This is a genomic window from Pseudomonas sp. B8(2017) (assembly GCF_002113575.1).
GTDB classification, from domain to species: domain Bacteria; phylum Pseudomonadota; class Gammaproteobacteria; order Pseudomonadales; family Pseudomonadaceae; genus Aquipseudomonas; species Aquipseudomonas putida_Z.
In genome coordinates this window covers 143,473-168,070 of sequence record NZ_NEIO01000006.1, presented here as the reverse complement: position 1 = coordinate 168,070, position 24,598 = coordinate 143,473, and the positions used below count along the sequence as shown (strand labels likewise).

The following is a 24,598-nucleotide window of genomic DNA, read 5'->3' as shown; positions in this document are numbered from 1 at the left end:
GCTTACAACGGCTTTGTAACGAACAGGCCATCTTCGTGGCCTTCTTCCGACCCGCCATAGACCTGTTCGGCCACGGTGCGGATCGAGCTGCCGCGGGCGGCGAGAATCTGGTCCATGGCGCCGGCGAACCAGCCGGTGAACATGTAGTCGACCTTGCGGCCGCACTTGCCATAGACGTACACGAACGCGGAGTGCTTGAGCTTGACGCTGCAGGTGCCCTTGTCGAGGTCGATGTCCTGGATTTCGAACAGGCCCCAGCCGCGCTGGCTCAGGCGCTTCATGTAGTGCTCGAACACCGCAACGCCTTCCAGGCCGTGGCACTCGGCTTCTTTTTCACACCAGTGCCAGGCGGACTTGTAGCCGGCCTTGTAGAGGATCTCGGCGTACTTGTCGGCGCCAAGGACTTCTTCGATGCCCATGTGGTTGTTGACGAAGAAATGGCGCGGCACATACAGCATCGGCAAGGCGTCGCTGGTCCAGACACCGGTCTCGCTGTCTACTTCGATTGGCAATTGCGGGGCGATCTTGGCCATGGAAACTCAACTCCATAAAATTTTTTATTGGGATGCCCCGGCGTTGCTGGCAGGGGCTTTCAGGCTTGGAGAGCGGCTTACTCGCCCCACACGTCCTTGAGGACGTTGACCCAGTTCTCACCCATGATCTTGCGCACCACGCGCTCGGAGTGGCCGCGCTTGAGCAAGGTTTCGGTGAGGTTGGGGAATTCGCCCACAGTGCGGATGCCCAGCGGGTTGATGATCTTGCCGAAGTTGGTCAGGCGACGGGCGTAACCCTTGTCGTGGGTCAGGTACTCGAAGAAGTCCTGGCCGTGGCCCTGGGTGAAGTCGGTACCGATACCGATGGCATCTTCACCGACGATGTTCATGGTGTACTCGATGGCTTCGGCGTAGTCGTCGATGGTGGAGTCGATGCCCTTGGCCAGGAACGGCGCGAACATGGTCACGCCGACGAAACCGCCGTGGTCGGCGATGAACTTCAGTTCTTCATCCGACTTGTTGCGCGGGTGCTCTTTCAGGCCCGAAGGCAGGCAGTGCGAGTAGCAGACCGGCTTTTTCGACTCGAGGATGACTTCTTCGGAGGTCTTGGAGCCGACGTGGGACAGGTCGCACATGATGCCGACGCGGTTCATTTCGGCAACGATCTCGCGGCCGAAGCCCGACAGGCCGCCATCACGCTCGTAGCAGCCGGTGCCGACCAGGTTCTGGGTGTTGTAGCACATCTGCACGATGCCCACGCCCAGCTGCTTGAACACGTCGACGTAGGCGATCTGGTCTTCGAAGGCATGGGCGTTCTGGAAGCCGAAGAGGATGCCGGTCTTGCCCAGCTCCTTGGCCTTGCGGATGTCGGCGGTGGTGCGTACCGGCATCACCAGGTCGCTGTTATCGCGGATCAGCTTCTGGCTGGCGGCGATGTTGTCGACGGTAGCCTTGAAGCCTTCCCAGACCGACACCGTGCAGTTGGCCGCAGTCAGCCCGCCTTTGCGCATGTCCTCGAACAGCTCGCGGTTCCATTTGGCAATGATCAGGCCGTCGATGACGATGCTGTCGGCGTGAAGTTCGGCTGGGCTCATCAGGCTGTCCCCTTTTATTGAATGGGTTTGCGCCAAACCTTATTGCCGGCGCTTTGGGGCCAGCATATGCCTGTGCCCAAAGGCGCCCCGATGCAAAAACGACAGGGGGTTTGCCGAAAGCGTCAATGCGCGACATCGCGCCCTCTGGCGCGCCGTCTGGCGATGAGAGACAGTCTCGATAACGACATTTCCGGCCGTTTCATGAACATTTCTTCAGGGAGCTATCGTCTTGTCGGCGGCTGAGCGAGAATCCAGCCGATTCGTCAGCCTTGTTGAGGAGAAAACGGATGAAATCAATGGCATGGCTGGTATTGCTGGCTGTCGTATCGGGCGCCCAGGCCGGCGAGGAAGAAAGCACCCCGTGCGACAACGTCGAGACCGACCAGCAGACATTCGCTTGCGCGGCGTTCAACAAGCAGACGGCCGAGCGTGAACTTACGTCGGCGTATGACGACCTGATACAGCGCATTCGCGACCAGTACGCCGACGAAGGCGACAAGGCAGACGCCTTGGCCGGGCGGATGGAGGCGGCCGAGAAACTGTGGACGCAACTGCGCGATGCCGACTGCAAGGTCGAAACCTATGCCGAGAAACCGGGCAGCAAGGCGTTCGAAGCAGCGTGGAACACCTGCGTGGCACAACGCAGTGATGACCGCTCGGAGTACCTGCAGTCCATCGGCCAGCAGTAAGGGAGTTCCTCGGCAGGAAAGGCTTTCGGCTTATCTGTCTTGACGATCCGAACCAAAGTGCGTCCCCGGCGCCTCACCCGAGGTGCCGATGATGAACTCGATCGGAAACCAAGACATGACCTCTACTATCAGCAAGACCGACATGAACAGCGCCATTGCCGCCCTGAAGAAAGAAGGCGAAGAACGCGCCGTCATGGTTGCCAACACCGTCTGCATCTTTGCCCCGGATGTACCTGCCAGCGTTGCCGAAGACGTGCTCGATGGCATGCGCTTGATGAACCTGTCGGCAAACAAGAAGTTCGACAAGGAAACCCAGCAGCGCGAGTGGTACAACTTCTACAACGACGGCCTGGGCAAGTTCGGCTGGACGCTGACCGGCGCCGCCCATGTCGAGGAGGCAATCGACAAGGACACCCACACGCTGGCCACCCTGGTGCCGCAGATCGTCACCGTCCAGATCGGCGCCAGCCATCGCCTGAGCCGCTGTGTAAAACGTTCCTTCGAAGTGATCGTGCAAACACCCAAGGCGCAGCAACTGCTCGAAGAAAGCAGCGTGAGCGTTTCGGGCAAATCCAGCACCATCCAGATTTCGGCCTGCGAGATGACACCGCAAGGCCTGCCGATCATGCACATGACCAGCGTTCAGCTGAGCTATGACAAGGCCGAGAAAGCCGCAGGGTCCGCTGGCCGCATCATCGACAAGTCGAATACCCGTGTATACCGGGCCTCGCAACAGGGCTCGTTCAGTGTTCGCCACTTCGACGCCATGCGCGAAGCCGTCAGGATGAAGTTGGCCAGCCAGGCGTTCGACATCCTGGCGCTGGAACTCTGACCTGCACCTGGCGCCGCCCAGCGGCGCCAGGCTCCCCTTCCTACGCCTGCAACGAGGACCACAAGCATGCCCACCAAACCCGCCAACCAACCCTGGGAAGACCTTCATGCCTGCCTGCGCCTGGCGCAACTAGAGGCCAACCAGGCTCACGATCGCCAACAGGATGGCCAGCGTTGGTTCAACCGTTTTCTGCTTGGCCTGGAAAACAGCGGTGTCGAACTGATCGAACGGACAACGAAAAGCATCAACTGCGTACCCACGGATGCTGTGTTTCAAGACGTCTTCAACGGCTGGATTCCAGCGCCCCAGCGTCGCAACCTCAAGCTCGAGCGGGTTGCCAAGGACATACTGGATGGTTTGAAACAACCAGACCTCGCCCTGCTGCGCAGCACTTCGGCCAGCTCGCACCTGCGCATCGAATTTGATCTGGATGACAGCGGCAGCCCGCTGGCGATCGTCTTCAACCTGTGCTGTTCGACCGACCCGGATGCCCCACGTACGCGCCTTGCCCTGCAACTGGACCACATGGGCGCGAAACTCGACGCCCGGGCTTTCGAGGCGCGGCGAGCACAGGTCGAAAGCCGCCTCCAGGAGCTATCAGACCTAGATCAATTCTGATCCGGCAGCTGCGGCTTGAGCGCCTGACGTTCTTCACGCGGACAGCGCCCAAAGCGTCTTTTGTACCGGCGGGTGAAGTACGACGGCAGCTCGAAACCACATGCCACGCTGACCTGCGTGATGCTCATCTGCGTCTGACACAGCAGCTGACGCGCCTTGTCCAGACGCAGGTCAAGATAGAAGCCACTGGGCGTATCATTCAGGTACAAACGAAACAAGCGCTCCAGCTGACGCCTGGTGATCATGGCACGGGCGGCCAGCTCCAATGTGCTCAACGGTGGCTCGGTATGCTTTTCCATCTCGCCGATCACCTGCACCAGCTTGCGGTTGCTGATGCCATAGCGAGAGGCGATCTGCATCCGCTGATGATCCTGTCGCGGCCGAATACGGCCCAACACGAATTGCTCCGAAACCTGCACCGCCAGCTCGCTGCCATGGGATTGCGCAATCAGGTCGAGCATCAGGTCGATCGAGGCAGTGCCGCCCGCACAGGTGATGCGCCGTCGGTCAATTTCGAACAGTTCCTGGGTGGCCTGCAGGCTCGGGTAATTCTCCTTGAACGCCTCCAGCGCCTCCCAGTGCACGGTGGCGCGGTGGCCGTCGAGCAGGCCGGCCTCGGCCAGTACCACCGCGCCAGTATCGATGCCACCCAGAACAACCCCCTCATGGTCCAGGCGGCGTAGCGCCTGCTGCAGCGCCGGCCCGTAACAGGCCAATGGCTCGAAACCGGCGACGATAAGCAGGATGCCACCAGGCTCGCCCGCCGCCAGCGCTGCATCGGCGTTCACCGACATGCCATTGCTGGCCTGCACCGCCCCACCGTCCAGGCTCAATACCTGCCAGCGATACAGCGGGCCCTTGAAACGATTGGCCACCCGCAGTGGCTCCAGGGCGCTGATAAAACCTATGGCCGAGAACCCGGGCAACAACAGGAAGTGAATGATTTGCGGCATTGCATGCTCCACGGCAAAGGTGGTCGCCTCCGTGCAAATGTTGGTCGCCAGGGTGCGATTTTCCACCCTGACAGCAGCGTAGCTTCTTCATACGACCCAGAGAGGTCGAACCCCAATAACAATATGCACTGCCGATGGAGAGCCACCATGCACAGCTTGATCCGCCGCAGCCTGTTGACCCTTGCCCTGAGCAGCACCGCCACTTCCCCACTATTCGCCGCCGAGCCTGCGGCCTGCAAGAACGTCCGTCTGGGCGTGGTCAACTGGACCGACGTCATCGCCACCAGCGCCATGGCCCAGGTGCTGCTCGATGGCCTTGGCTACCAGACCAAGCAGACCAGCGCCTCACAGCAGATCATCTTCGCCGGCATCCGCGACAAACGCCTGGACATGTTCCTGGGTTACTGGAACCCGATCATGACCCAGACCATCACCCCGTTCGTCGACGCCAAGCAGGTCAAGGTGCTCGACAAACCCAGCCTGGAAGACGCCCGCGCCACCCTGGCAGTGCCCAAGTACCTGGCCGACAAGGGCCTGAAGACCTTCGCCGACATCCACAAGTTCGAAAAGGAACTGGGCGGGAAAATCTACGGCATCGAACCGGGTTCCGGCGCCAACACCCAGATCAAGGCAATGATCGCCAAGAACCAGTTCGGCCTGGGCAAGTTCCAGCTGGTCGAGTCCAGCGAGGCCGGCATGCTCGCCGCCGTCGACCGCGCGGTGCGGCGCAACGAGGCCGTGGTGTTCTTTGGCTGGGCACCGCACCCGATGAACGTGAACATCGACATGGTCTACCTGGGCGACAGCCAGGACGCCCTGGGCCCTGACGAAGGCCGCGCGACAGTGTGGACGGTGACCGCGCCGGACTACGCCGAACGCTGCCCCAACGCCCACCGCCTGCTGGCCAACCTGAACTTCAGCGCCGAGGACGAGAGCCGCATGATGCAGCCGCTGCTCGACCACAAGGATGCGCTGGAGTCGGCCCGCCAGTGGCTCAAGGACCACCCCGAGGACAAGGCCCGCTGGCTGGAGGGTGTGACCACCTTCGATGGCAAGCCGGCTGCCGACAACCTCAACCTCACTGCCAACTGACAGGCCCCTTTCGCAGCACAAGGCTGCTCCTACAGGTACAGCGCAAAGGTCAAGGTCTGCGCAGACCCTGTGGGAGCGGGCGTGCCCGCGAAAAGGCCACAACGGTTACCACAAGGAACCAAGCCATGAACCACGACGTCATCATCACCTGCGCCCTCACCGGCGCCGGCGACACCGCCTCGAAAAGCCACCTTGTTCCAATCACCCCCAAGCAGATCGCCGATTCTGCCGTAGAGGCCGCCAAAGCCGGCGCCACCGTGGTCCACTGCCACGTGCGCGACCCGCAAACCGGCCGCTTCAGCCGTGACGTGGCGCTGTATCGCGAGGTCATGGAACGCATCCGCGAAGCCGACGTGGACATCATCGTCAACCTTACCGCGGGCATGGGTGGCGACCTGGAAATCGGCCCGGGTGAAACACCACTGGAATTCGGCCCGGGTACCGACCTGATCGGCCCACTGGAACGCCTGGCCCACGTCGAAGCGCTGCTGCCGGAAATCTGCACCCTCGACTGCGGCACCCTCAACTTCGGCGACGGCAACTCGATCTACGTCTCCACCCCGGCACAACTGCGCGCCGGCGCCAAGCGCATTACCGAGCTGGGGGTAAAAGCCGAGCTGGAAATCTTCGACACCGGCCACCTGTGGTTCGCCAAGCAGATGATGAAGGAAGGCCTGCTCGACGACCCACTGTTCCAGCTTTGCCTGGGCATCCCGTGGGGCGCGCCGGCCGATACCACCACCATGAAGGCGATGGTCGACAACCTGCCGGCCAACGTCACCTGGGCCGGGTTCGGCATTGGCCGCATGCAGATGCCGATGGCCGCACAGGCGGTGCTGCTGGGCGGCAACGTGCGGGTGGGCCTGGAGGACAACCTGTACCTGGACCGTGGCGTGCTGGCCAGCAACGGCCAGTTGGTCGAGCGCGCGGTGGAGATCATTTCGCGCCTTGGCGCCCGTGTACTGACCCCGGCCGAAGGCCGGGAAAAGATGAACCTCAAACGCCGCTGACACTTTCAGGAGCCCAACATGACCTTCATCACCAAGATCAAGACCTTCGCCGCCCTGGGTAGTGGCGTGATCGGCAGCGGCTGGGTCGCGCGCGCCCTGGCCCACGGGCTGGACGTGGTCGCCTGGGACCCGGCGCCAGGCGCCGAGCAGGCGTTGCGCAAGCGCATCGCCAACGCCTGGCCGGCACTGGAAAAGCAAGGCCTGGCACCAGGCGCCTCACAAGACCGCCTGAAGTTCGTCGCCACCATCGAGGAATGCGTCCGCGATGCCGATTTCATCCAGGAAAGCGCCCCTGAACGCCTGGACCTGAAGCTCGACCTGCACGCAAAGATCAGCGCTGCCGCCAAACCCGACGCGATCATCGGTTCCAGCACCTCGGGCCTGCTGCCCAGCGAGTTTTACGAGTCGGCCACCCACCCCGAGCGCTGCGTGGTCGGCCACCCGTTCAACCCGGTGTACCTGCTGCCGCTGGTGGAAATCGTCGGCGGCAAGCGCACCACCCCCGAGGCCATTGAAGCTGCCAGGACCATCTACACCGCCCTGGGCATGCGCCCGCTGCACGTACGCAAGGAAGTGCCCGGGTTCATCGCCGACCGCCTGCTCGAAGCCCTGTGGCGCGAGGCCCTGCACCTGGTCAACGACGGCGTGGCCAGCACCGGCGAAATCGACGATGCCATCCGCTTCGGCGCCGGCCTGCGCTGGTCGTTCATGGGCACGTTCCTCACCTACACCCTGGCCGGTGGTGACGCAGGCATGCGTCACTTCATGGCTCAGTTCGGCCCGGCGCTGCAGCTGCCGTGGACTTACCTGCCGGCACCAGAGCTGACCGACAAGCTGATCGACGATGTGGTCGAAGGGACCTCCGAGCAACTGGGCGACCGCAGCATCGCCGCGCTGGAGCGCTATCGTGATGACACCCTGTTGGCAGTGCTGGAAGCGGTGAAGACCAGCAAGGCCAAGCACGGTATGGCTTTCGGCGACTGAGGAGACCGCGATGCCCGCACTGATCACCTACCGCACCCCGGTCCAGGAGGACTGGGTCGACTACAACGGGCACCTGCGCGATGCCTTCTACCTGCTGATCTTCAGCTACGCCACCGACGCGCTGATGGAGCGCATCGGCCTGGATGCCGACAGCCGCGGCCAGAGCGGTAACTCGCTGTTCACCCTGGAGGCGCACATCAACTACCTGCACGAAGTGAAGCTGGCCACCGAGGTATGGGTGCAGACGCAGATCATCGGCTTCGACCGCAAGCGCCTGCATGTCTACCACAGCCTGCACCGGGCAGGGTTCGACGAAGCGCTGGCAGCCAGTGAGCAGATGCTGCTGCATGTGGACCTGGCAGGGCCGAAGTCGGCGCCGTTCAGTGAGCGTAGTGTCGGGTTGCTGCAAGGGTTGGTGGATGAGCAGCAGGATGTGCCCCCGGCTGAGTTCGTCGGCCGGGTGATAGCCCTGCCTACGCCAAACTGAGCAGCAACACATAACTTGTGGGAGCGGGCGTGCCCGCGAATGCGATGGTGGGTTCACCGCCGCATTCGCGGGCACGCCCGCTCCCACAGGTCATGTATTCAGGCAAAAAATAACCCCGGAAAGCCGTGAGCATCCGGGGCCAAGAGCGAGCAACATCCACTGTGCACGAACGAGGGTGACCAAACCCTCCGTTGCGGTAGATGGCTTGAGTTTGCGCACTTCCCGGCAGGTGGATTTAGCCGGGAACGACCTGTTCTTAGCCAAAGCAGCCATGGCGCCATTCTGTTGTTGCGGGCATGTCGCCGGCGTCACAGAATCGGTCGTAAATCACAGCAGCACTCTCTTAGCGATAAAAGGGACAACAGCCATGATGCATGCGGATTTGATTGACCAGGACGATCTGGCAGGCCACCTGCGCGCGCGCGGGTTCGAGATTCCGGCCGGCGCTACTGCCGAGCAGGCGTGCGAAGCGGTGGTGCGTGGGCTGACCGAGCCCAATGCACGGGCGCTGAAGGGGATGGTGGAGCAGATGTATACCGGTAGTGCGACGATCCTGCCGGCGGTGCGCCAGGCCATCGACAAACAGCTGTTGCCGGCGTTGGCGCAGTTCAACAAGCGCGGCTGACAGAGTTTTCCTGCACCGGCCTCTTCGCGGGCTTGCCCGCTCCCACAGGGATTGCACAGATTTTCAAACACTGTGCAGCTCCTGTGGGAGCGGGCAAGCCCGCGAAGAGGCCGGCTCCGTTTCAGAGCCTTACACTGGCAAAGGTCGACTCGTTGCGCGCCTGGCTCAGGGCCGCCATCGGCCCGCTGTGCGGCGACAGGGTCATGGCCTGAGGGATCGGCATCATCGCCACCTGCTGCGCAGTGTTGGAGCCCACGCGCTCGTCACGCGGCGGAATGCCGAAGTATTCGCGGTAGCACTTGGAGAAGTGCGGGGTAGACACGAAGCCGCACACCGACGCCACTTCGATGATCGACATCGGCGTCTGCTTCAGCAGCTGCCGGGCGCGGATCAGGCGCAGCTTCAGGTAGTAACGCGACGGCGAACAGTGCAGATACTTCTGGAACAGGCGCTCGAGCTGCCGGCGCGATACCGACACGTATACCGCCAGTTCATCCAGGTCGATCGGCTCTTCGAGGTTGGCCTCCATCAGCGCGACGATTTCCTGCAGCTTCGGCTGGTTGGTGCCGAGCATGTGCTTGAGCGGCACGCGCTGGTGATCCTGCTCGTTGCGGATGCGCTCGTAGACGAACATTTCGGAAATCGCAGCCGACAGTTCACGGCCATGGTCGCGGCTGATCAGGTGCAGCATCATGTCCAGCGGCGCAGTGCCGCCGGAGCTGGTGAAGCGGTTACGGTCGAGGGTAAACAGGCGGGTGCTCATGTTGACCCGCGGGTAGGCCTCCTGCATGGCCGCCAGGCATTCCCAGTGCACGCTGCAATCGAAACCATCCAGCAGCCCGGCACAGGCCAAGGCCCAGCTACCGGTACATACCGCGCCCAGACGGCGCGACTGACGGGCCTGGGTTTGCAACCAGGTGACATGCTCGCGGGTAACGCTGCGCTGGATGCCCACGCCGCCACAGACAATCACGGTATCGATGGGGGGCGCACTGTGCATGGCGGCGTCAGGGGTTATCTGCAAGCCATCGCTGGCCCACACCTGTCCACCATCGGCGGTGAGGGTGTGCCAGCGGTACAGCTCGCGGCCGGACAGCTGGTTGGCCATGCGCAGCGGCTCGACGGCCGATGCCAGCGAAATGAGGGTGAAATTGTCCAGTAGGAGAAACCCGATGGACTGGGGGGCTGTGCGGTTCTGGGTTGGGTTCCCGGAGGTGTACGACGTCATCGCGATTTCTCCTCACACAAATGCAGGGTGTGCCTCAGGCGAGCACTGATTTCTTGTTATGTATGGCCCCGGTTCATGTGCAGGGGCCTTGGTGCCAATCTCAACGCAAACGCCGTGCCTGAAATTGAACGGCTATCCAAAAAAACCTGAAAACGACGCCTTTGTCAGGCAAATCAGGTGCTTTGATCGAGTTGGCCAATCTTCGTGGAACTGGCGAGCTAGGCGCTGTGCGTGTAACGGCTGAGCAATTTGGTGACATGCGCAGTGTAGGATGCCCAGAAACGACACTCTTGAGTGTCACCGACAACGCCCACACTGATAACGACACCCGACGATCGGTATGCGTCGTACTGCACCATAAGGGGGCATTGGCTTCCGTACTGCACCTGTTTCAATCTCAAGGGCCCCTTCGCGGGCACGCCCGCTCCCACAGGGATTGCACAGTTCCTGTGGGAGCGGGCGTGCCCGCGAAGAGGCCCTTGAGGTCAGATCAAGCTATCAGCACTCGATCGCGCTGACTGCCAAACCACCGCGCGAGGTCTCTTTGTACTTGTCGTGCATGTCGGCCCCGGTATCGCGCATGGTGCGGATCACCTGGTCGAGGGAAATGAAGTGCTCGCCATCACCACGCAGGGCCATCTGCACCGCATTGATGGCCTTTACCGCGGCAATCGCGTTGCGCTCGATGCACGGCACCTGCACCAACCCGCCGACCGGGTCGCAGGTCAGGCCCAGGTTGTGCTCCAGGGCGATCTCGGCAGCGTTCTCCACCTGTGGCGGGGTGGCACCCAGCACTTCGGCAAGGCCCGCCGCGGCCATGGCGCAAGCCGAACCGACTTCACCCTGGCAACCCACTTCGGCACCGGAGATCGACGCGTTCTTCTTGCACAGGATGCCCACCGCGGCAGCACCGAGGAAGAAATCGACCACGCTGGACTCGTCCACCGCATCGCTGAAGCGCATGTAGTAGTGCAACACCGCCGGGATGATGCCCGCCGCACCGTTGGTCGGCGCGGTAACCATGCGCCCGCCAGCGGCGTTCTCTTCGTTGACCGCCAGGGCGAACAGGTTGACCCACTCCATGGCGCTCATGGTCGAGCCGATCACGTTGGGCTTGCCGATTTCCTGCAGGCTGCGGTGCAGCTTTGCGGCGCGGCGGCGCACGTTCAACCCGCCGGGCAGCGTGCCTTCGTACTTCAGGCCGTTGTTGACGCATTCCTGCATGGCTTCCCAGAGCTTGTGCAGGCCGGCGCGGATCTCTTCCTCGCTGCGCCAGACCTTCTCGTTGGCCATCATCAATTGCGACACGCTGAGGTCGTTTTGCTTGCACAGGCGCAGCAGTTCGGCGGCGCTGTTGAAGTCGTACGGCAGCACCGTCTGGTCAGCATCCAGCACGCCGCTGGCGGCCTGGGCGGCATCGACCACGAAGCCGCCACCGACCGAGTAGTAGGTGTCGCGGTGCAGCTCGCCCTGCTCGCCTTCGGCAATCAGGGTCATCGCGTTGGGGTGGTACGGCAGGTTCTCGTCCAGCAGCAGCATGTCGCGGGCCCAGACGAATTCGATGGGCAGGCGGCTGTCCAGCTGCAGGGTGTTGGTTTCGCGTAGGTCGGCGATACGCGGTGCGATCTGGGTCGGGTCGATGGCGTCAGGCCATTCACCCATCAGGCCCATGATGGTGGCATTGTCGGTGCCATGCCCCACACCCGTGGCCGACAGCGAGCCATACAGGCGCACTTCGATCCGCTTCACACGTTCCAGCTCGCCGCGTTCGCGCAGGCCCTGGACGAACAGGGCGCCAGCACGCATGGGGCCGACGGTGTGGGAGCTGGAGGGCCCGACACCGATCTTGAACAGGTCGAACACGCTGATGGCCATTGTCGAATCACCTCTTGCTGGGCTTGTCTCTGCGCGCCATGCGCAGGGCGGGGCAGCTGCTAGGCTGAAGCAGCGGGCCGCCTTGAATGCACGCATCATCGGGCTTTTACCAACCCCCTCGCCGTCTGCAACCGACGTACTTTTGTCCAGCAGCGCCGCGCTGTTTTTACCGGGGAGCTGCCCTCGCCACGCCGCTTTCCGGCGGCCTGGTGACGTAAAAATGCGGCTGAGGGGGTGGAAAAATCCATAAGCGACATCGCCCATACTGGATACGACCCGTTCCGTACTGGTTACGACCCCACCAGTAGGCGATTGCCCAGCGCTGGAGGATTATCGAAAGCGACTCGTAAAGCACGGCCACGCATCCTGCCCTCTGCAGGCCTGGTCGACCGGACCCTGAGAAAGCCCGGCGACCCACGCGAACCCGAAGACAAAATCACAGGAGTCCATCCATGAAAGGTTCACCCTCGCTGTTGCTGGTTGCGTTGCTGTCCGCGCCTTTGCTGGCCCAGGCCGCCGAACCCGAGCAATGCCAGACGGTACGGTTCTCGGATGTCGGCTGGACCGACATCACGGTAACCACCGCGACCACCAGCGTTGTGCTCGAAGCACTGGGTTACAAGACCCACACCACCATGATCTCGGTACCGGTGACCTACAAGTCGCTGGCCACCGGCAAGGACCTGGACGTGTTTCTCGGCAACTGGATGCCGACCATGGAGAACGACATCAAGCAGTACCGCGACGCCGGTACTGTAGAAACAGTGCGCGCCAACCTGGAAAACGCCAAGTACACCCTGGCCGTGCCCCAGGCGCTGTATGACAAGGGCCTGAAGGATTTCAGCGACATTCCCAAGTTCAAGAAAGAACTCGACGGCAAGATCTACGGCATCGAGCCCGGCAACGATGGCAACCGCACCATCCAGAGCATGATCGACAAGAACGCCTTCGGCCTGAAGGACGCCGGCTTCAAGATCGTCCAGTCCAGCGAGGCCGGCATGCTGTCGCAGGTCGACCGCGCGCAGAAACGCGGCGATGCGCTGGTGTTCCTCGGCTGGGAACCGCACCCGATGAACACCCGCTTCAAGATGCAGTACCTGACCGGCGGGGACGAGTTCTTCGGCCCCGACTTCGGCAAGGCGACCGTATTGACCAACACCCGCAAGGGCTATGTGCAGGAATGCAGCAACGTTGGCCAGCTGTTGAAGAACCTGTCGTTCGAGCTCAAGGATGAAAGCACCATGATGGGCTATGTCCTGGACGACAAGATGAAACCCGAGGCGGCGGCCAAGAAGTGGCTCAAGGACAACCCTGGCAAACTGGATGCCTGGCTGGCCGGCGTAACCACCGTGGATGGCAAACCCGGCCTTGAGGCGGCCAAGGCCAAGCTGACGCAATAACGAAATACGCAATAGCGCTACCTCGGGGCAGGCCCGTGCCTGCCCCGGGTTGATTTCAATCTATGCAGGTGGAAGCTCGCTATCATGCTTATCGATCAGAAAATACCCCTGGGCCAGTACATCGCGTCGTTCGTCGAGTGGCTGACCCAGAACGGCGCGAACTACTTCGACGCCATCGCGCAAGGCCTGGAGTTCATGATCCATGGCGTCACCAGTGCCCTGACTTTCTTCAATCCGTTCGTGCTCATCGCTCTGTTCGCCGCCTTGGCGCATTTCATCCAGCGCAAGTGGGCGCTGACCGCATTCGTTGCCCTGTCGTTCCTGCTGATCCTCAACCTGGGTTACTGGCAGGAAACCATGGAAACCCTGGCGCAGGTCACCTTCGCCACAGTAGTTTGCGTGGCCATCGGCGTGCCACTGGGCATCGTCGCCGCGCACAAACCGATGTTCTATACCGCCATGCGCCCGGTACTCGACCTGATGCAGACGGTACCTACATTCGTCTACCTGATCCCCACCCTGACCCTGTTCGGCCTGGGTGTGGTGCCGGGGCTGATCTCGACGGTGGTGTTCGCCATCGCCGCGCCGATCCGTCTCACCTACCTGGGCATCTGCGACGTCCCGCAGGAGCTGATGGACGCCGGCAAGGCCTTTGGCTGCTCGCGGCGCCAGCTGCTCACCCGCATCGAACTGCCGCACGCGATGCCAAGCATCGCCGCCGGCGTTACCCAGTGCATCATGCTGTCGCTGTCGATGGTGGTGATTGCCGCCCTGGTCGGCGCTGACGGCCTGGGCAAACCTGTGGTCAACGCACTGAACACCGCCGATATTTCCCTGGGCTTCGAAGCGGGCCTGGCGATCGTGCTGCTGGCGATCATGCTCGACCGTATCTGCAAGCAACCGGACCTGCCGGTAAGGGGTGAAGCATGAGCATCATTCGTTTCGAAGACGTCGACGTCATCTTCTCCAACAAGCCGCGCGAAGCGCTGGCCCTGCTCGACCAGGGCCAGACCCGCGAGCAGATCCTCAAGCAGACCGGCCTGGTGGTGGGTGTCGAAAAAGCCAACCTGGATATCCAGAAGGGCGAGATCTGCGTGCTGATGGGCCTGTCCGGTTCTGGCAAGTCGAGCTTGCTGCGCTGCATCAACGGCCTGAACACCGTCAGCCGCGGCAAGCTGTTCGTCGAACACGAAGGCAAGCACATCGACATTGCCCACTGCACCCCCGCCGAGCTGAAGATGATGCGCACCAAGCGCATTGCCATGGTGTTCCAGAAATTCGCCCTGATGCCCTGGCTGACGGTGCGCGAGAACATCAGCTTTGGCCTGGAAATGCAGGGCCGCCCCGAGAAGGAACGGCGCAAGCTGGTCGACGAAAAGCTCGAGCTGGTGGGCCTGACCCAGTGGCGCAACAAGAAGCCGGACGAACTGTCTGGCGGCATGCAGCAGCGCGTGGGCCTGGCCCGGGCGCTGGCGATGGATGCCGACATCCTGCTGATGGACGAACCGTTCTCGGCACTGGACCCGCTGATCCGCCAGGGCCTGCAAGACGAGTTGCTTGGCTTGCAGGCCAAGCTGAGCAAGACCATCGTGTTCGTCAGCCATGACCTGGACGAAGCGCTGAAGCTGGGTAGCCGCATCGCCATCATGAAGGACGGGCGGATCATCCAGTACAGCAAGCCGGAAGAGATCGTGCTCAACCCGGCCGACGAGTATGTGCGTACCTTTGTCGCCCACACCAACCCGCTGAACGTGCTGTGCGGGCGCAGCCTGATGCGCAGCCTGGACAACTGCAAGCGGGTGAATGGTTCGGTGTGCCTGGACCCGGGTGGCGATTCGTGGCTGGACCTGGGCGAAGGCAACTCGATCAAGCGCGCACGCCAGGGGCAGAACGGGCTGGAGATGCAGAACTGGGCGCCGGGGCAGGATGTGGAGCTGCTGGGCCGCCGCCCAACGTTGGTAAATGCCGATATCGGCATGCGCGAGGCGCTGCAGATTCGTTATCAGACCGGCAACAAGCTGGTGTTGCAGGATAACGACAAGGTGGTGGGGATTCTTGGGGATACCGAGCTGTATCACGCATTGCTCGGCAAGAATCACGGTTGATGCCATTGGGGCCGCGTTGCGGCCCATCGCCGGCAAGCCAGCTCCCACAGTGGCAGCGCAGGCCCTGAGCCTTGTGCGGTCCCTGTGGGAGCTGGCTTGCCGGCGATGGGCTGCAAAGCAGCCCCAATTAATCGATCAGCGAACGACGATCCCGCGCGAAGCCATGTAGGCCTTGGCTTCCGGCACCGTGTACTCACCAAAGTGGAAGATACTGGCCGCCAGCACCGCACTGGCATGCCCTTCCAGAATGCCGTCAGCCAGGTGCTGCAGGTTACCCACCCCGCCCGAGGCAATCACCGGAATACCCAGCGCATCACTGATCGCACGGGTAACACCCAGGTCGAAGCCGTTCTTCATGCCGTCCTGGTCCATGCTGGTCAGCAGGATCTCGCCAGCCCCCAGGCCTTCCATCTTCTTCGCCCATTCAACGGCATCCAGCCCGGTCGGTTTGCGCCCGCCGTGGGTGAAAATCTCCCAACGCGGCTGTTCACCCGGCCCGGACACCTTCTTGGCGTCGATGGCGACAACGATGCACTGCGAACCGAAACGGTCCGCTGCCTCGCCGACAAACTCCGGGTTGAACACCGCGGCCGTGTTGATCGAGACCTTGTCGGCACCGGCATTGAGCAGGTTGCGGATGTCCTGCACGGTGCGCACGCCACCGCCCACGGTCAGCGGGATGAACACCTGGCTGGCCATGCGCTCGACGGTATGCAGGGTGGTGTCGCGGCCGTCGACGCTGGCGGTGATGTCGAGGAAGGTGATTTCATCGGCACCTTGCTCGTCGTAGCGACGGGCGATTTCCACCGGGTCGCCGGCATCACGGATGTTCTCGAACTTGACGCCCTTGACCACCCGGCCGTTGTCCACGTCCAGGCAAGGGATGATGCGCTTGGCCAGTGCCATGGTTCAGTCCTCAGCCTTGGTAGTTGTCGCAGAAGGCCTGGGCCTCGGCGACATCGAGGGTGCCTTCGTAGATGGCACGGCCGGTGATGGCACCGATGATGCCCGGGGCCTTGGCGTCCAGCAGGGCCTTGATGTCGCCCAGGTTGTGGATGCCGCCCGAGGCGATCACCGGGATCGAGGTAGCTTCTGCCAGCGCCTTGGTGAACGGCACGTTGCAGCCCTGCATCATGCCGTCCTTGGCGATGTCGGTGTAGACGATCGCCGAGACGCCGTCGGCCTCGAAACGCTTGGCCAGGTCGATGACCTGCACCGAGCTCACTTCAGCCCAGCCGTCGGTGGCGACGAAGCCATCCTTGGCGTCCAGGCCAACGATGACCTTGCCCGGGAAGGCCTTGCACGCTTCGGCGACGAACTCCGGCTGCTTGACCGCCTTGGTGCCGATGATCACGTAGCTGACGCCAGCCTTGACGTAGTGCTCGATGGTTTCCAGCGAGCGGATGCCACCGCCGATCTGGATCGGCAGGGTCGGGTAGCGCTTGGCAATGGCGGTGACCACTTCACCGTTGACCGGCTGGCCTTCGAAGGCGCCGTTGAGGTCGACCAGGTGCAGGCGGCGGCAGCCACCCTCGACCCACTTGGCGGCCATGCTCACCGGGTCGTCGGAAAATACCGTGGAGTCTTCCATGCGGCCCTGGCGCAGGCGCACGCAGGCACCGTCCTTCAGATCGATAGCGGGGATAATCAGCATCTTGGGAACCTGTCTGTTCTTGGGGTTTCAGGGCTTCTCGAGCGCCCACAGATCGCTTTCGATGCTCTCGAACCGCTCCTTGAGGTGCAGCTGAACATCGGCAATCGCCCTGTTGTAGTAATGGGGTGCAATTTCTTTGCTGAACAGCTCGAGGACTTCGGCCACTTCGAACGACCCCAGCTCCAGCTCGAAACGGTCTTCGAGAAAGCGCTTGAGCGTGTGCAGCGCTTCGCGCTCCTGCTCGGGGGCCAGGGTGATGACCGGGGCCTTTGTCTTCGACCTGCTCATTTACCAGCGCCCGTCCCAGGCGACGAAGTTCTGCAGCAGCTGCAGGCCATGGGTATGGCTCTTCTCCGGGTGGAACTGCACGGCAAAGCGCGAGCCATCGGCCAACGCAGCGGCGAAATCGACACCGTAATGGCCGCGGCCGACCACCTGGGCCGGCTTGCCGGCATTGATGTAGTAGCTGTGCACGAAGTAGAACCGCGCGCGGTCGGGGATGTCGTGCCACAGCGGGTGGTCGTTGGTCTGGCCGACTTCGTTCCAGCCCATGTGCGGCACCTTCAGGTGCTCGCCGTCTTCCTGCAGGTCTTTGCCGAAGAAGCGCACCTGGCCGGGGAACATGCCGATGCAGTCGACACCGTCGTTTTCTTCGCTGTGGTCGAGCAGTGCCTGCATACCCACGCAAATGCCGAGGAACGGGCGGTCCTGGCTCACTTCGCGCACCAGGCTGTCGAAGCCCAGGCGGCGGATTTCGGCCATGCAGTCGCGAATCGCGCCCACGCCCGGGAATACCACGCGGTCGGCTTCGCGGATGACCGTGGCATCACTGGTGACCAGCACCTTACCGGCACCTACATGCTCGAGCGCCTTGGCCACCGAGTGCAGGTTGCCCATGCCATAGTCGATTACGGCTACCGTCTGCATTTACAGGCACCCTTTGGTGGAAGGCATCTGCCCGGCCATGCGCTCGTCGAGGGTAATGGCCATGCGCAGGGCGCGACCGAAAGCCTTGAACACGGTCTCGATCTGGTGGTGGGTGTTGTGGCCACGCAGGTTGTCGATGTGCAGAGTCACCAAGGCGTGGTTGACGAAGCCCTGGAAGAACTCCTGGAACAGGTCGACATCGAAGCCACCGACGCTGGCGCGGGTGTACGGCACGTGCATCTGCAGGCCCGGGCGACCGGAGAAGTCGATGACCACGCGCGACAGCGCTTCGTCCAGCGGCACATAGGCGTGGCCGTAGCGGAAGATGCCCTTCTTGTCACCGATGGCCTGGGCGAATGCCATGCCCAGGGTGATGCCGACGTCTTCGACGGTATGGTGATCGTCGATATGCGTGTCACCCTTGCACTCGATATCCAGATCGATCAGCCCATGGCGGGCAATCTGGTCCAGCATGTGTTCAAGGAAAGGCACACCGATATCGAATCGGGCCTTGCCACTGCCATCGAGGTTGATCGAGCACTTGACCTGGGTTTCCAGGGTATTGCGCTCGACGGAAGCCTTACGTTCGACCATCACCAGCTCCGCAAAATCATTAGGCGAAAAGGGTTTCATTATAGGCCTAGAACGCGCCGGCTTGAAACGCGGATGACATATGGCAAAACGAGGAATTACGCAGGCCGGATACCGTTACAGGTCTATACAAGCGGGTGGCCTGGGGCTGCTTTGCAGCCCTATCGCCGGCAAGCCAGCTCCCACAGGGACCCTCACAATCTTCCAGGCCTGTGGCGTACCTGTGGGAGCCGGCTTGCCGGCGATAGGGCCGGTACAGCCAGCGAAGTCAGCCGGTTTTACCACTGATCAATGGAACAGCACAGCCGTCTTCTGCAGGGTAATCCAAACGCCCCAGGCCAATGGCACGACCACCACTGCCCAGGCCAGCAGCACCAGCGGCAGGCTACCCGGCGCCGCTTTCCACTCCAGCGAGCGCGCCCCGTCGGCGCCCTTGTCATGGCTCAACGCCCGCTCGGCAGCCAGTTCGGCATCGCTCATGAAATGCTTGTCGGCCACTGGTCGCACCAGCATGTTGCAGACAAAGCCCAGCACCAGCAGGCCGGCGAGGATGTACAGGGTCATGTCATAAGCAGCCGCACGCTCCACCCCGGCCGCCAACTGGTACTCGCGCAGATAGGTGATAAGCACCGGGCCCAGCACCCCCGCCGCCGCCCAGGCGGTCAGCAGGCGGCCATGAATGGCGCCGACCATCTGCGTGCCGAACAGGTCGGCCAGGTAGGCCGGTACCGTGGCAAAGCCACCACCGTACATCGACAGAATGATGCAGAACGCCGCCACGAACAGCGCCACGTTACCCAGGTGCCCCATGTTCGGCACCAGGCTGTACAAGCCCACGCCCAGGGCGAAGAAGGCGAAATAGGTGTTCTTGCGGCCAATGTAGTCCGAGAACGACGCCCAGAAGAACCGCCCGCCGATGTTGAACAGGCTCAGCAGGCCGGTGAAGCCGGCGGCGATCGCGGCAATCTGCGCCAGCTGGGCGCTGTTCAGCTCGCTGAAGCTCAGCCCGTTGCCCAGCAGCTTGCCGGCGAACACTTCCTGCAGCAACGGCGAAGCCATGCCGAGGATGCCGATACCCGCCGACACGTTCAGGCACAGTACCAGCCAGATCAGCGCGAACTGCGGGGTTTTCCAGGCCACGCTGACGTGCACGTGGCGGTCGGTGACCATGGTGTTGCCAGCTTTCTTCACCGGGGCGCTCCAGCCTTCGGGCTTCCAGCCAGTCGGCGGTACGCGATACGCCAGGGCACCGGCGGTCATGAACACGAAGTAGATCGCCGCCATGACCACGAAGCTCTGCCACACGCCCACTTCCTGCGCATTGCCGAAATGGCCCATCAGCGCGGTGGCCAGCGGCGCACCGACCATGGCCCCGCCACCGAAGCCCATGATCGCCATGCCGGTGGCCATGCCGCGCTTGTCCGGGAACCACTTGATCAGGGTCGACACCGGCGAGATGTAGCCCAGGCCCAGGCCGATACCACCGATTACGCCGGAACCCAGCCACATCAGCCACAGCTGATGGGTCTTAACGCCAATCGCCGAAATCAGCATGCCGCCGCACCAGCACAGCGCCGACACCAGGCCGGCCTTGCGCGGGCCGGCGTGTTCCAGCCAGCCACCCAGCACAGCCGCCGAGCAACCGAGGAAGACGAAGAACAGGGTGTAGATCCAGCTCAGCATGGAAATCGGCCAATCGCACTCGGCGCTGAACATACGGGCCATGAAGCCCATGTCCGCTGCGCAGGCAACCGGGGCGGTGATGCCGAGGGCTTGCGACAGCGGCAGCCAGAACACCGAGAAGCCATAGGCCATGCCGATGCACAGGTGGATGGCCAGGGCGGCCGGCGGGACCAGCCAGCGGTTGAAGCCCGGACGGGCGATGATGCGCTCCTTCGACAGGAAGCCTGGCGCACTGGCCAAGGTCCCCGCCGCGACGGTACTGCTCATGGATCAGATCCTTCTTATAGGTAGGGTGCAGGCAAAGCGGCGCAAGGGTAGCAGCATCAAGTAGCGTGAAAGCAATCTGATATCGTTAATTTTTGCTCGGCTGAAACGGTCATGTTGCCTATACCGGCCCTATCGCCGGCAAGCCAGCTCCCACAAGTATCCCACCGACCTCGGGGACAGCGGGATCCCTGTGGGAGCTGCCTTGCCGGCGATAGGGCCAGTACAGGCCACACATTTGGAACTGACAAAATCATGGCTGTCGAAAGCCGTACCATCTGCCATACACGTAGGAAATACCCTGTATCTCTGGTCGAATACGCAGGGGCAACCACTGCGGCGCTATACTCTGGCGCTTGAATTTCAAAAACGGACTACAAGGACTCGCCCATGAAAGCGTTCGGCAAAATCCTGGGACTTGGGCTTCTCGGGTTGCTGCTGATCATCGTGGCGCTGGGCTTCGCCCTGACCCACCTCTTCGATCCCAACGACTACAAAGACGAGATTCGCCAGCTGGCACGTGACAAGGCTCACGTCGAGCTGACCCTCAACGGTGACATTGGCTGGAGCCTGTTCCCGTGGCTGGGCCTGGAGTTGCACGAAGCGAGCATCGCCACCTTGAACAAACCCAAGGAACCGTTCGCCGACCTGCAGATGCTCGGGCTTTCTGTACGTGTGCTGCCACTGCTGCGCCGCGAAGTGCAGATGAGCGACGTACGCGTCGAGGGCCTGAACCTGACCCTGGCCCGTGACGAACAGGGCCATGGCAACTGGGAAGACATCGGCAAGCCGCTGCCCGCGCAGAACGGCGCCAGCGCCGATGCGCAGGCCAGTGCTCCGGCCCAGGCACCGGCCGAACAGGCGTCGGCACCGGTCGCCAGCAACGAACGCGCCGTCAAGCTGGACATCGACAGCCTGACCGTGAACAACGCCCGCGTGCAATACACCGATGCCAAGACCGGCCAGAGCTACAGCGCCGAAAGCATCCAGCTGAGCACCGGCCCGGTCCACGAAGGGGCGAACATTCCGCTCAAGGCCAGCGCCTTCCTCAGTGCCAGCCAGCCGAACATCAAGGCCCGCACCGAACTGGCCGGCGAGCTGCGCTTCGACCGCAAGCTCAAGCGCTACAACTTCGAAGACATGCGCCTGTCGGGCGAAACCTCGGGTGAACCCACCGGCGGCAAGACCGTGACCTTCGCCGCCCAAGGCCAACTGCTGGTCGACCTGGCCGCCAATGTCGCCTCGTGGAACGGCCTGAAAGTCTCGGCCAACCAGCTGCGCGCCCTGGGCGAGCTGAACCTGCGCGACCTGGACAAGGCGCCACAGCTGAGCGGCGGCCTGTCCATCGCCCAGTTCGACCTGCGCACCTTCCTCGACAGCATCGGCCGCCCGCTGCCGGCCACCAACGACCCGGCGGCCTTCGCCAAGCTGGAGCTGGTCACCCGCCTGCAGGGAACGCCGAACAGCCTGGCCCTGGAAGACCTGGCGGTGAAACTGGACGACAGCACCTTCAGTGGCCGCGTGGCCGTCGAAGACTTCGCCAAACAGGCCCTGCGCCTGCAGCTCAAGGGCGACACCTTCAACGCCGACCGCTACCTGCCGGCCAAGAGTGAAGAGGCCAAGGGCGCCACCGCCGCGCGCCAGGCCGAGGTCAAGCAACAGGAAGCCACCGCGGTCGCCGGCCCTGGCACCACGCCGCTTCCCAACGCCCCGACCCAGGTCGCCTGGAGCGACGACAAGCTGCTGCCGGTCGACCGCCTGCGCGCCCTCGACTTGCAGGCCGACCTGGCCTTCGGCTCGCTGACCCTGGACAAACTGCCGATCGAAGACGCCCAGCTCAAGGCCATCGGCCAGGGCGGCCTGCTGACCCTGCAAACCCTGCGCGGTGAACTGTACAACGGCACCTTCGAGGCCAAGGGCACCGTCGACGTGCGCCCTGCCGTGCCGCAACTGGGCGTCAACACCAGCATCCAGCGGGTGCCGGTGGAACACTTCATCAAGACCGAGGGCAAGGAACAGACGCCACCGGTCAAAGGCCTGCTGACCCTGACCAGCGACCTGACCGCCACCGGCAACAGCCAGAAGGCCCTGGTCGACACCCTCAACGGCAACGCCAACTTCGTCATCAACGACGGCGTGCTGGTCAATGCCAACCTGGAACAGCAGCTGTGCAAGGCCATCGCCACGCTGAACCGCAAATCGCTCACCGGCGAGCCACGCGGCAAGGACACCCCGTTCCAGGAACTGCGTGGCAGCCTGGTAGTACGCAATGGCGTCGCCAACAACCCGGACCTCAAGGCACGCATTCCGGGCCTGACCGTCAATGGCCATGGTGACCTCGACCTGCGTGTACTGGGCATGGACTACAACGTTGGCGTGGTCGTCGAAGGCGACCAGCGCGCCATGCCGGACCCGGCCTGCCAGGTCAACGAACGCTATGTGGGTGTCGAAATACCGCTGCGCTGCCGTGGCCCTCTGGAGCTGGGCGCCAAAGCCTGCCGCCTGGACCAGGACGGCCTGGGCAAGGTTGCCGCCAAGGTGGCCGGCAACCGCCTGCAAGACAAGATCGATGAAAAACTCGGAGACAAAGTGAGCCCGGAATTGAAAGACGCGCTCAAGGGGCTGTTCAAGCGATGAGCCCCGAGCAGTTCTCCAGCGCAGTGCTGGATTGGTATGACGAACACGGCCGGCACGACCTGCCCTGGCAACAGGGCATCAACCCGTACCGGGTGTGGGTGTCGGAAATCATGTTGCAGCAGACCCAGGTCAGCACCGTGCTCAACTACTTCGACCGCTTCATGCAGGCCCTGCCGACCGTGCAGGCCCTGGCCGAAGCGCCGGAGGACGAGGTGCTGCACCTGTGGACGGGCCTGGGCTACTACACCCGGGCACGCAACCTGCAAAAGGCCGCGAAGATCGTGGTCGAACAGCATGGCGGCGAATTCCCGCGCAGTGTCGAGCAGCTCACCGAGCTGCCCGGCATCGGCCGCTCCACCGCCGGCGCGATCGCCAGCATCAGCATGGGCATCCGCGCACCGATCCTCGACGGCAACGTCAAGCGCGTGCTGGCCCGCTACACCGCCCAGGCCGGCTACCCCGGCGAACCCAAGGTGGCCAACCAGCTGTGGGCCACGGCCGAACGCTTTACCCCGCAGCAGCGAGCCAACCACTACACCCAGGCGATGATGGACATGGGCGCCACGCTGTGCACCCGCAGCAAGCCCAGCTGCCTGATCTGCCCGCTGCAGCGCGGGTGCGAAGCGCACCTGCACGGTGAAGAAACCCGCTACCCCGAGCCCAAGCCGCGCAAGGCACTGCCGCAACGCCGCACACTGATGCCACTGCTGGCCAACCACGAAGGCGCCATCCTGCTTTACCGCCGCCCGTCCAGCGGCCTGTGGGGTGGTTTGTGGAGCCTGCCGGAGCTGGACGACATCGCCCAGCTCGACGATCTGGCCTACCAGCACGGCCTGCGCCTGGCTGACAGCCGCGCCATGGACGGCCTGACCCATACCTTCAGCCACTTCCAGCTGGCGATCGAGCCCTGGCTGGTGCGCGTCGACCCGGTCGGCCAGCACGTGGCCGAGGCCGACTGGCTCTGGTATAACCTCGCCACCCCGCCGCGCCTGGGCCTCGCCGCCCCGGTGAAAAAGCTGCTCAAACGCGCGGCCGACGAACTGATTGCAGGAGACGCCCGATGACCCGCACCGTGATGTGCCGCAAGTACAAAGAAGAACTGCCAGGCCTGGAGCGCCCGCCCTACCCCGGCGCCAAGGGCCAGGACATCTTCGAACACATCTCGCAGAAAGCCTGGGCCGACTGGCAGAAGCACCAGACCATGCTGATCAACGAAAAGCGCCTGAACATGATGAACGCCGAGGACCGCAAATTCCTCCAGGGCGAGATGGACAAGTTTTTCGCTGGCGAAGAATACGCCCAGGCGGAAGGCTACGTTCCACCCTCGGAATGACCCCACGGAACGTAAGCGACGGA

25 protein-coding genes are annotated in these 24,598 nt (G+C 62.9%); 14 read left to right on the top strand and 11 right to left on the bottom strand.

Annotation, left to right across the window (positions count from 1 at the left end):
- Window positions 1-2 precede the first annotated feature (2 nt).
- Together CAG22_RS11995 and CAG22_RS11990 are read right to left on the bottom strand one after the other, a co-directional pair.
- On the bottom strand, window positions 3-533 hold the full coding sequence (locus tag CAG22_RS11995) for a DUF5943 domain-containing protein (RefSeq protein WP_013970507.1): 531 nt from the start codon (window positions 531-533) through the stop codon (window positions 3-5).
- A gap of 77 nt (window positions 534-610) precedes the next feature.
- A complete protein-coding gene (locus tag CAG22_RS11990) occupies window positions 611-1,588 on the bottom strand; it encodes a dipeptidase (RefSeq protein ID WP_003257506.1) in 978 nt (325 codons plus the stop codon).
- A 287-nt stretch (window positions 1,589-1,875) separates the two neighbouring features.
- Between CAG22_RS11990 and CAG22_RS11985 the strand changes: the two genes are divergently transcribed.
- The 3 genes from CAG22_RS11985 (at window position 1,876) to CAG22_RS11975 (ending at window position 3,727) form a co-directional block, all read left to right on the top strand.
- The gene (locus CAG22_RS11985) at window positions 1,876-2,277 is read left to right on the top strand and encodes a lysozyme inhibitor LprI family protein (RefSeq protein ID WP_085705524.1); all 402 of its coding nucleotides are present in this window, start codon (window positions 1,876-1,878) and stop codon (window positions 2,275-2,277) included.
- A 115-nt stretch (window positions 2,278-2,392) separates the two neighbouring features.
- Window positions 2,393-3,109, top strand: coding sequence for a hypothetical protein (locus tag CAG22_RS11980; RefSeq protein ID WP_230397048.1), 717 nt, complete (start codon window positions 2,393-2,395; stop codon window positions 3,107-3,109).
- 66 nt (window positions 3,110-3,175) lie between these two features.
- The gene (locus CAG22_RS11975) at window positions 3,176-3,727 is read left to right on the top strand and encodes a hypothetical protein (protein ID WP_085691995.1); all 552 of its coding nucleotides are present in this window, start codon (window positions 3,176-3,178) and stop codon (window positions 3,725-3,727) included.
- Here the strand turns inward: CAG22_RS11975 and CAG22_RS11970 are convergent.
- Window positions 3,718-4,680 (bottom strand): GlxA family transcriptional regulator, encoded by a 963-nt coding sequence (locus CAG22_RS11970; RefSeq protein WP_085705523.1) that lies wholly within the window; start codon window positions 4,678-4,680, stop codon window positions 3,718-3,720. The genes CAG22_RS11975 and CAG22_RS11970 overlap by 10 nt on opposite strands.
- 147 nt (window positions 4,681-4,827) lie before the next feature.
- Between CAG22_RS11970 and choX (CAG22_RS11965) the strand changes: the two genes are divergently transcribed.
- The 5 genes from choX (CAG22_RS11965) (at window position 4,828) to CAG22_RS11945 (ending at window position 8,878) form a co-directional block, all read left to right on the top strand.
- On the top strand, window positions 4,828-5,772 hold the full coding sequence (gene choX, locus CAG22_RS11965) for a choline ABC transporter substrate-binding protein (protein WP_085705522.1): 945 nt from the start codon (window positions 4,828-4,830) through the stop codon (window positions 5,770-5,772).
- A 125-nt stretch (window positions 5,773-5,897) separates the two neighbouring features.
- Window positions 5,898-6,782, top strand: coding sequence for a 3-keto-5-aminohexanoate cleavage protein (locus CAG22_RS11960; protein ID WP_085705521.1), 885 nt, complete (start codon window positions 5,898-5,900; stop codon window positions 6,780-6,782).
- An 18-nt stretch (window positions 6,783-6,800) separates the two neighbouring features.
- Entirely contained in the window at window positions 6,801-7,766 is a 966-nt protein-coding gene (locus CAG22_RS11955) for an L-carnitine dehydrogenase (protein WP_085705520.1), read from the top strand.
- Between the two features lie 10 nt (window positions 7,767-7,776).
- Window positions 7,777-8,253 carry a thioesterase family protein gene (locus CAG22_RS11950; protein WP_085705519.1) on the top strand — a complete coding sequence of 159 codons (477 nt, stop codon included), beginning with the start codon at window positions 7,777-7,779 and terminating at the stop codon, window positions 8,251-8,253.
- Between the two features lie 367 nt (window positions 8,254-8,620).
- Window positions 8,621-8,878 carry a hypothetical protein gene (locus CAG22_RS11945; protein ID WP_003257487.1) on the top strand — a complete coding sequence of 86 codons (258 nt, stop codon included), beginning with the start codon at window positions 8,621-8,623 and terminating at the stop codon, window positions 8,876-8,878.
- Between the two features lie 121 nt (window positions 8,879-8,999).
- On the opposite strand, the gene CAG22_RS11940 is transcribed toward CAG22_RS11945, so the two are convergent.
- Window positions 9,000-10,106, bottom strand: coding sequence for a GlxA family transcriptional regulator (locus tag CAG22_RS11940; RefSeq protein ID WP_025337376.1), 1,107 nt, complete (start codon window positions 10,104-10,106; stop codon window positions 9,000-9,002).
- 498 nt (window positions 10,107-10,604) lie between these two features.
- Complete coding sequence (locus CAG22_RS11935; RefSeq protein WP_025337375.1) at window positions 10,605-11,981, bottom strand: L-serine ammonia-lyase; 1,377 nt, start codon at window positions 11,979-11,981, stop codon at window positions 10,605-10,607.
- A gap of 452 nt (window positions 11,982-12,433) precedes the next feature.
- Here CAG22_RS11935 and choX (CAG22_RS11930) point away from each other — a divergent pair, with 452 nt between their 5' ends.
- The 3 genes from choX (CAG22_RS11930) to choV all read left to right on the top strand — a co-directional run bounded on the left by choX (CAG22_RS11930) (window position 12,434) and on the right by choV (window position 15,486).
- Window positions 12,434-13,381, top strand: coding sequence for a choline ABC transporter substrate-binding protein (gene choX / locus CAG22_RS11930; protein ID WP_025337374.1), 948 nt, complete (start codon window positions 12,434-12,436; stop codon window positions 13,379-13,381).
- An 81-nt stretch (window positions 13,382-13,462) separates the two neighbouring features.
- Window positions 13,463-14,311 carry a choline ABC transporter permease subunit gene (gene choW / locus CAG22_RS11925; RefSeq protein ID WP_169774667.1) on the top strand — a complete coding sequence of 283 codons (849 nt, stop codon included), beginning with the start codon at window positions 13,463-13,465 and terminating at the stop codon, window positions 14,309-14,311.
- Window positions 14,308-15,486 (top strand): choline ABC transporter ATP-binding protein, encoded by a 1,179-nt coding sequence (gene choV / locus CAG22_RS11920; protein WP_075044350.1) that lies wholly within the window; start codon window positions 14,308-14,310, stop codon window positions 15,484-15,486. Before choW ends, choV begins: the two co-directional genes overlap by 4 nt.
- Before the next feature lie 135 nt (window positions 15,487-15,621).
- On the opposite strand, the gene hisF is transcribed toward choV, so the two are convergent.
- The 6 genes from hisF to CAG22_RS11890 form a co-directional block, all read right to left on the bottom strand.
- A complete protein-coding gene (hisF, locus tag CAG22_RS11915; protein WP_025337372.1) occupies window positions 15,622-16,392 on the bottom strand; it encodes an imidazole glycerol phosphate synthase subunit HisF in 771 nt (256 codons plus the stop codon).
- Window positions 16,393-16,402: 10 nt separating this feature from the next.
- Window positions 16,403-17,140: a 1-(5-phosphoribosyl)-5-[(5-phosphoribosylamino)methylideneamino]imidazole-4-carboxamide isomerase gene (gene hisA, locus CAG22_RS11910; protein WP_003257484.1), complete on the bottom strand. Its 738-nt coding sequence runs from the start codon at window positions 17,138-17,140 to the stop codon at window positions 16,403-16,405.
- A 27-nt stretch (window positions 17,141-17,167) separates the two neighbouring features.
- Window positions 17,168-17,428: a DUF2164 domain-containing protein gene (locus CAG22_RS11905; RefSeq protein WP_046614499.1), complete on the bottom strand. Its 261-nt coding sequence runs from the start codon at window positions 17,426-17,428 to the stop codon at window positions 17,168-17,170.
- Complete coding sequence (gene hisH, locus CAG22_RS11900) at window positions 17,429-18,067, bottom strand: imidazole glycerol phosphate synthase subunit HisH (RefSeq protein ID WP_025337371.1); 639 nt, start codon at window positions 18,065-18,067, stop codon at window positions 17,429-17,431.
- The gene (hisB, locus tag CAG22_RS11895) at window positions 18,068-18,661 is read right to left on the bottom strand and encodes an imidazoleglycerol-phosphate dehydratase HisB (RefSeq protein ID WP_003255736.1); all 594 of its coding nucleotides are present in this window, start codon (window positions 18,659-18,661) and stop codon (window positions 18,068-18,070) included.
- A gap of 285 nt (window positions 18,662-18,946) precedes the next feature.
- Window positions 18,947-20,608, bottom strand: a complete 1,662-nt coding sequence (locus tag CAG22_RS11890) for an OFA family MFS transporter (protein WP_015268635.1) — start codon at window positions 20,606-20,608, stop codon at window positions 18,947-18,949.
- Window positions 20,609-20,995: 387 nt separating this feature from the next.
- Here CAG22_RS11890 and CAG22_RS11885 point away from each other — a divergent pair, with 387 nt between their 5' ends.
- From CAG22_RS11885 to CAG22_RS11875, 3 genes are read left to right on the top strand one after another with little or no spacing between them, the layout of a single operon-like run.
- Complete coding sequence (locus tag CAG22_RS11885; protein ID WP_085691990.1) at window positions 20,996-23,242, top strand: AsmA family protein; 2,247 nt, start codon at window positions 20,996-20,998, stop codon at window positions 23,240-23,242.
- Entirely contained in the window at window positions 23,239-24,306 is a 1,068-nt protein-coding gene (gene mutY / locus CAG22_RS11880) for an A/G-specific adenine glycosylase (protein ID WP_013970490.1), read from the top strand. Before CAG22_RS11885 ends, mutY begins: the two co-directional genes overlap by 4 nt.
- Window positions 24,303-24,575, top strand: coding sequence for an oxidative damage protection protein (locus CAG22_RS11875; RefSeq protein ID WP_003257478.1), 273 nt, complete (start codon window positions 24,303-24,305; stop codon window positions 24,573-24,575). Before mutY ends, CAG22_RS11875 begins: the two co-directional genes overlap by 4 nt.
- Window positions 24,576-24,598: the final 23 nt, after the last annotated feature.

Bases quoted from the DNA above. Each gene is read 5' to 3' on its own strand.
- CAG22_RS11885 (WP_085691990.1), top strand. From the start codon at position 20,996: ATGAAAGCGTTCGGCAAAATCCTGGGACTTGGGCTTCTCGGGTTGCTG.
- CAG22_RS11970 (WP_085705523.1), bottom strand. From the start codon at position 4,680: ATGCCGCAAATCATTCACTTCCTGTTGTTGCCCGGGTTCTCGGCCATA.
- choX (WP_085705522.1), top strand. From the start codon at position 4,828: ATGCACAGCTTGATCCGCCGCAGCCTGTTGACCCTTGCCCTGAGCAGC.
- CAG22_RS11945 (WP_003257487.1), top strand. From the start codon at position 8,621: ATGATGCATGCGGATTTGATTGACCAGGACGATCTGGCAGGCCACCTG.
- CAG22_RS11985 (WP_085705524.1), top strand. From the start codon at position 1,876: ATGAAATCAATGGCATGGCTGGTATTGCTGGCTGTCGTATCGGGCGCC.
- CAG22_RS11990 (WP_003257506.1), bottom strand. From the start codon at position 1,588: ATGAGCCCAGCCGAACTTCACGCCGACAGCATCGTCATCGACGGCCTG.
- choV (WP_075044350.1), top strand. From the start codon at position 14,308: ATGAGCATCATTCGTTTCGAAGACGTCGACGTCATCTTCTCCAACAAG.
- CAG22_RS11995 (WP_013970507.1), bottom strand. From the start codon at position 533: ATGGCCAAGATCGCCCCGCAATTGCCAATCGAAGTAGACAGCGAGACC.
- mutY (WP_013970490.1), top strand. From the start codon at position 23,239: ATGAGCCCCGAGCAGTTCTCCAGCGCAGTGCTGGATTGGTATGACGAA.
- CAG22_RS11955 (WP_085705520.1), top strand. From the start codon at position 6,801: ATGACCTTCATCACCAAGATCAAGACCTTCGCCGCCCTGGGTAGTGGC.
- CAG22_RS11875 (WP_003257478.1), top strand. From the start codon at position 24,303: ATGACCCGCACCGTGATGTGCCGCAAGTACAAAGAAGAACTGCCAGGC.
- CAG22_RS11950 (WP_085705519.1), top strand. From the start codon at position 7,777: ATGCCCGCACTGATCACCTACCGCACCCCGGTCCAGGAGGACTGGGTC.
- CAG22_RS11935 (WP_025337375.1), bottom strand. From the start codon at position 11,981: ATGGCCATCAGCGTGTTCGACCTGTTCAAGATCGGTGTCGGGCCCTCC.
- hisH (WP_025337371.1), bottom strand. From the start codon at position 18,067: ATGCAGACGGTAGCCGTAATCGACTATGGCATGGGCAACCTGCACTCG.
- hisF (WP_025337372.1), bottom strand. From the start codon at position 16,392: ATGGCACTGGCCAAGCGCATCATCCCTTGCCTGGACGTGGACAACGGC.
- CAG22_RS11890 (WP_015268635.1), bottom strand. From the start codon at position 20,608: ATGAGCAGTACCGTCGCGGCGGGGACCTTGGCCAGTGCGCCAGGCTTC.
- CAG22_RS11940 (WP_025337376.1), bottom strand. From the start codon at position 10,106: ATGACGTCGTACACCTCCGGGAACCCAACCCAGAACCGCACAGCCCCC.
- hisA (WP_003257484.1), bottom strand. From the start codon at position 17,140: ATGCTGATTATCCCCGCTATCGATCTGAAGGACGGTGCCTGCGTGCGC.
- hisB (WP_003255736.1), bottom strand. From the start codon at position 18,661: ATGGTCGAACGTAAGGCTTCCGTCGAGCGCAATACCCTGGAAACCCAG.
- CAG22_RS11905 (WP_046614499.1), bottom strand. From the start codon at position 17,428: ATGAGCAGGTCGAAGACAAAGGCCCCGGTCATCACCCTGGCCCCCGAG.
- CAG22_RS11975 (WP_085691995.1), top strand. From the start codon at position 3,176: ATGCCCACCAAACCCGCCAACCAACCCTGGGAAGACCTTCATGCCTGC.
- CAG22_RS11960 (WP_085705521.1), top strand. From the start codon at position 5,898: ATGAACCACGACGTCATCATCACCTGCGCCCTCACCGGCGCCGGCGAC.
- CAG22_RS11980 (WP_230397048.1), top strand. From the start codon at position 2,393: ATGACCTCTACTATCAGCAAGACCGACATGAACAGCGCCATTGCCGCC.
- choX (WP_025337374.1), top strand. From the start codon at position 12,434: ATGAAAGGTTCACCCTCGCTGTTGCTGGTTGCGTTGCTGTCCGCGCCT.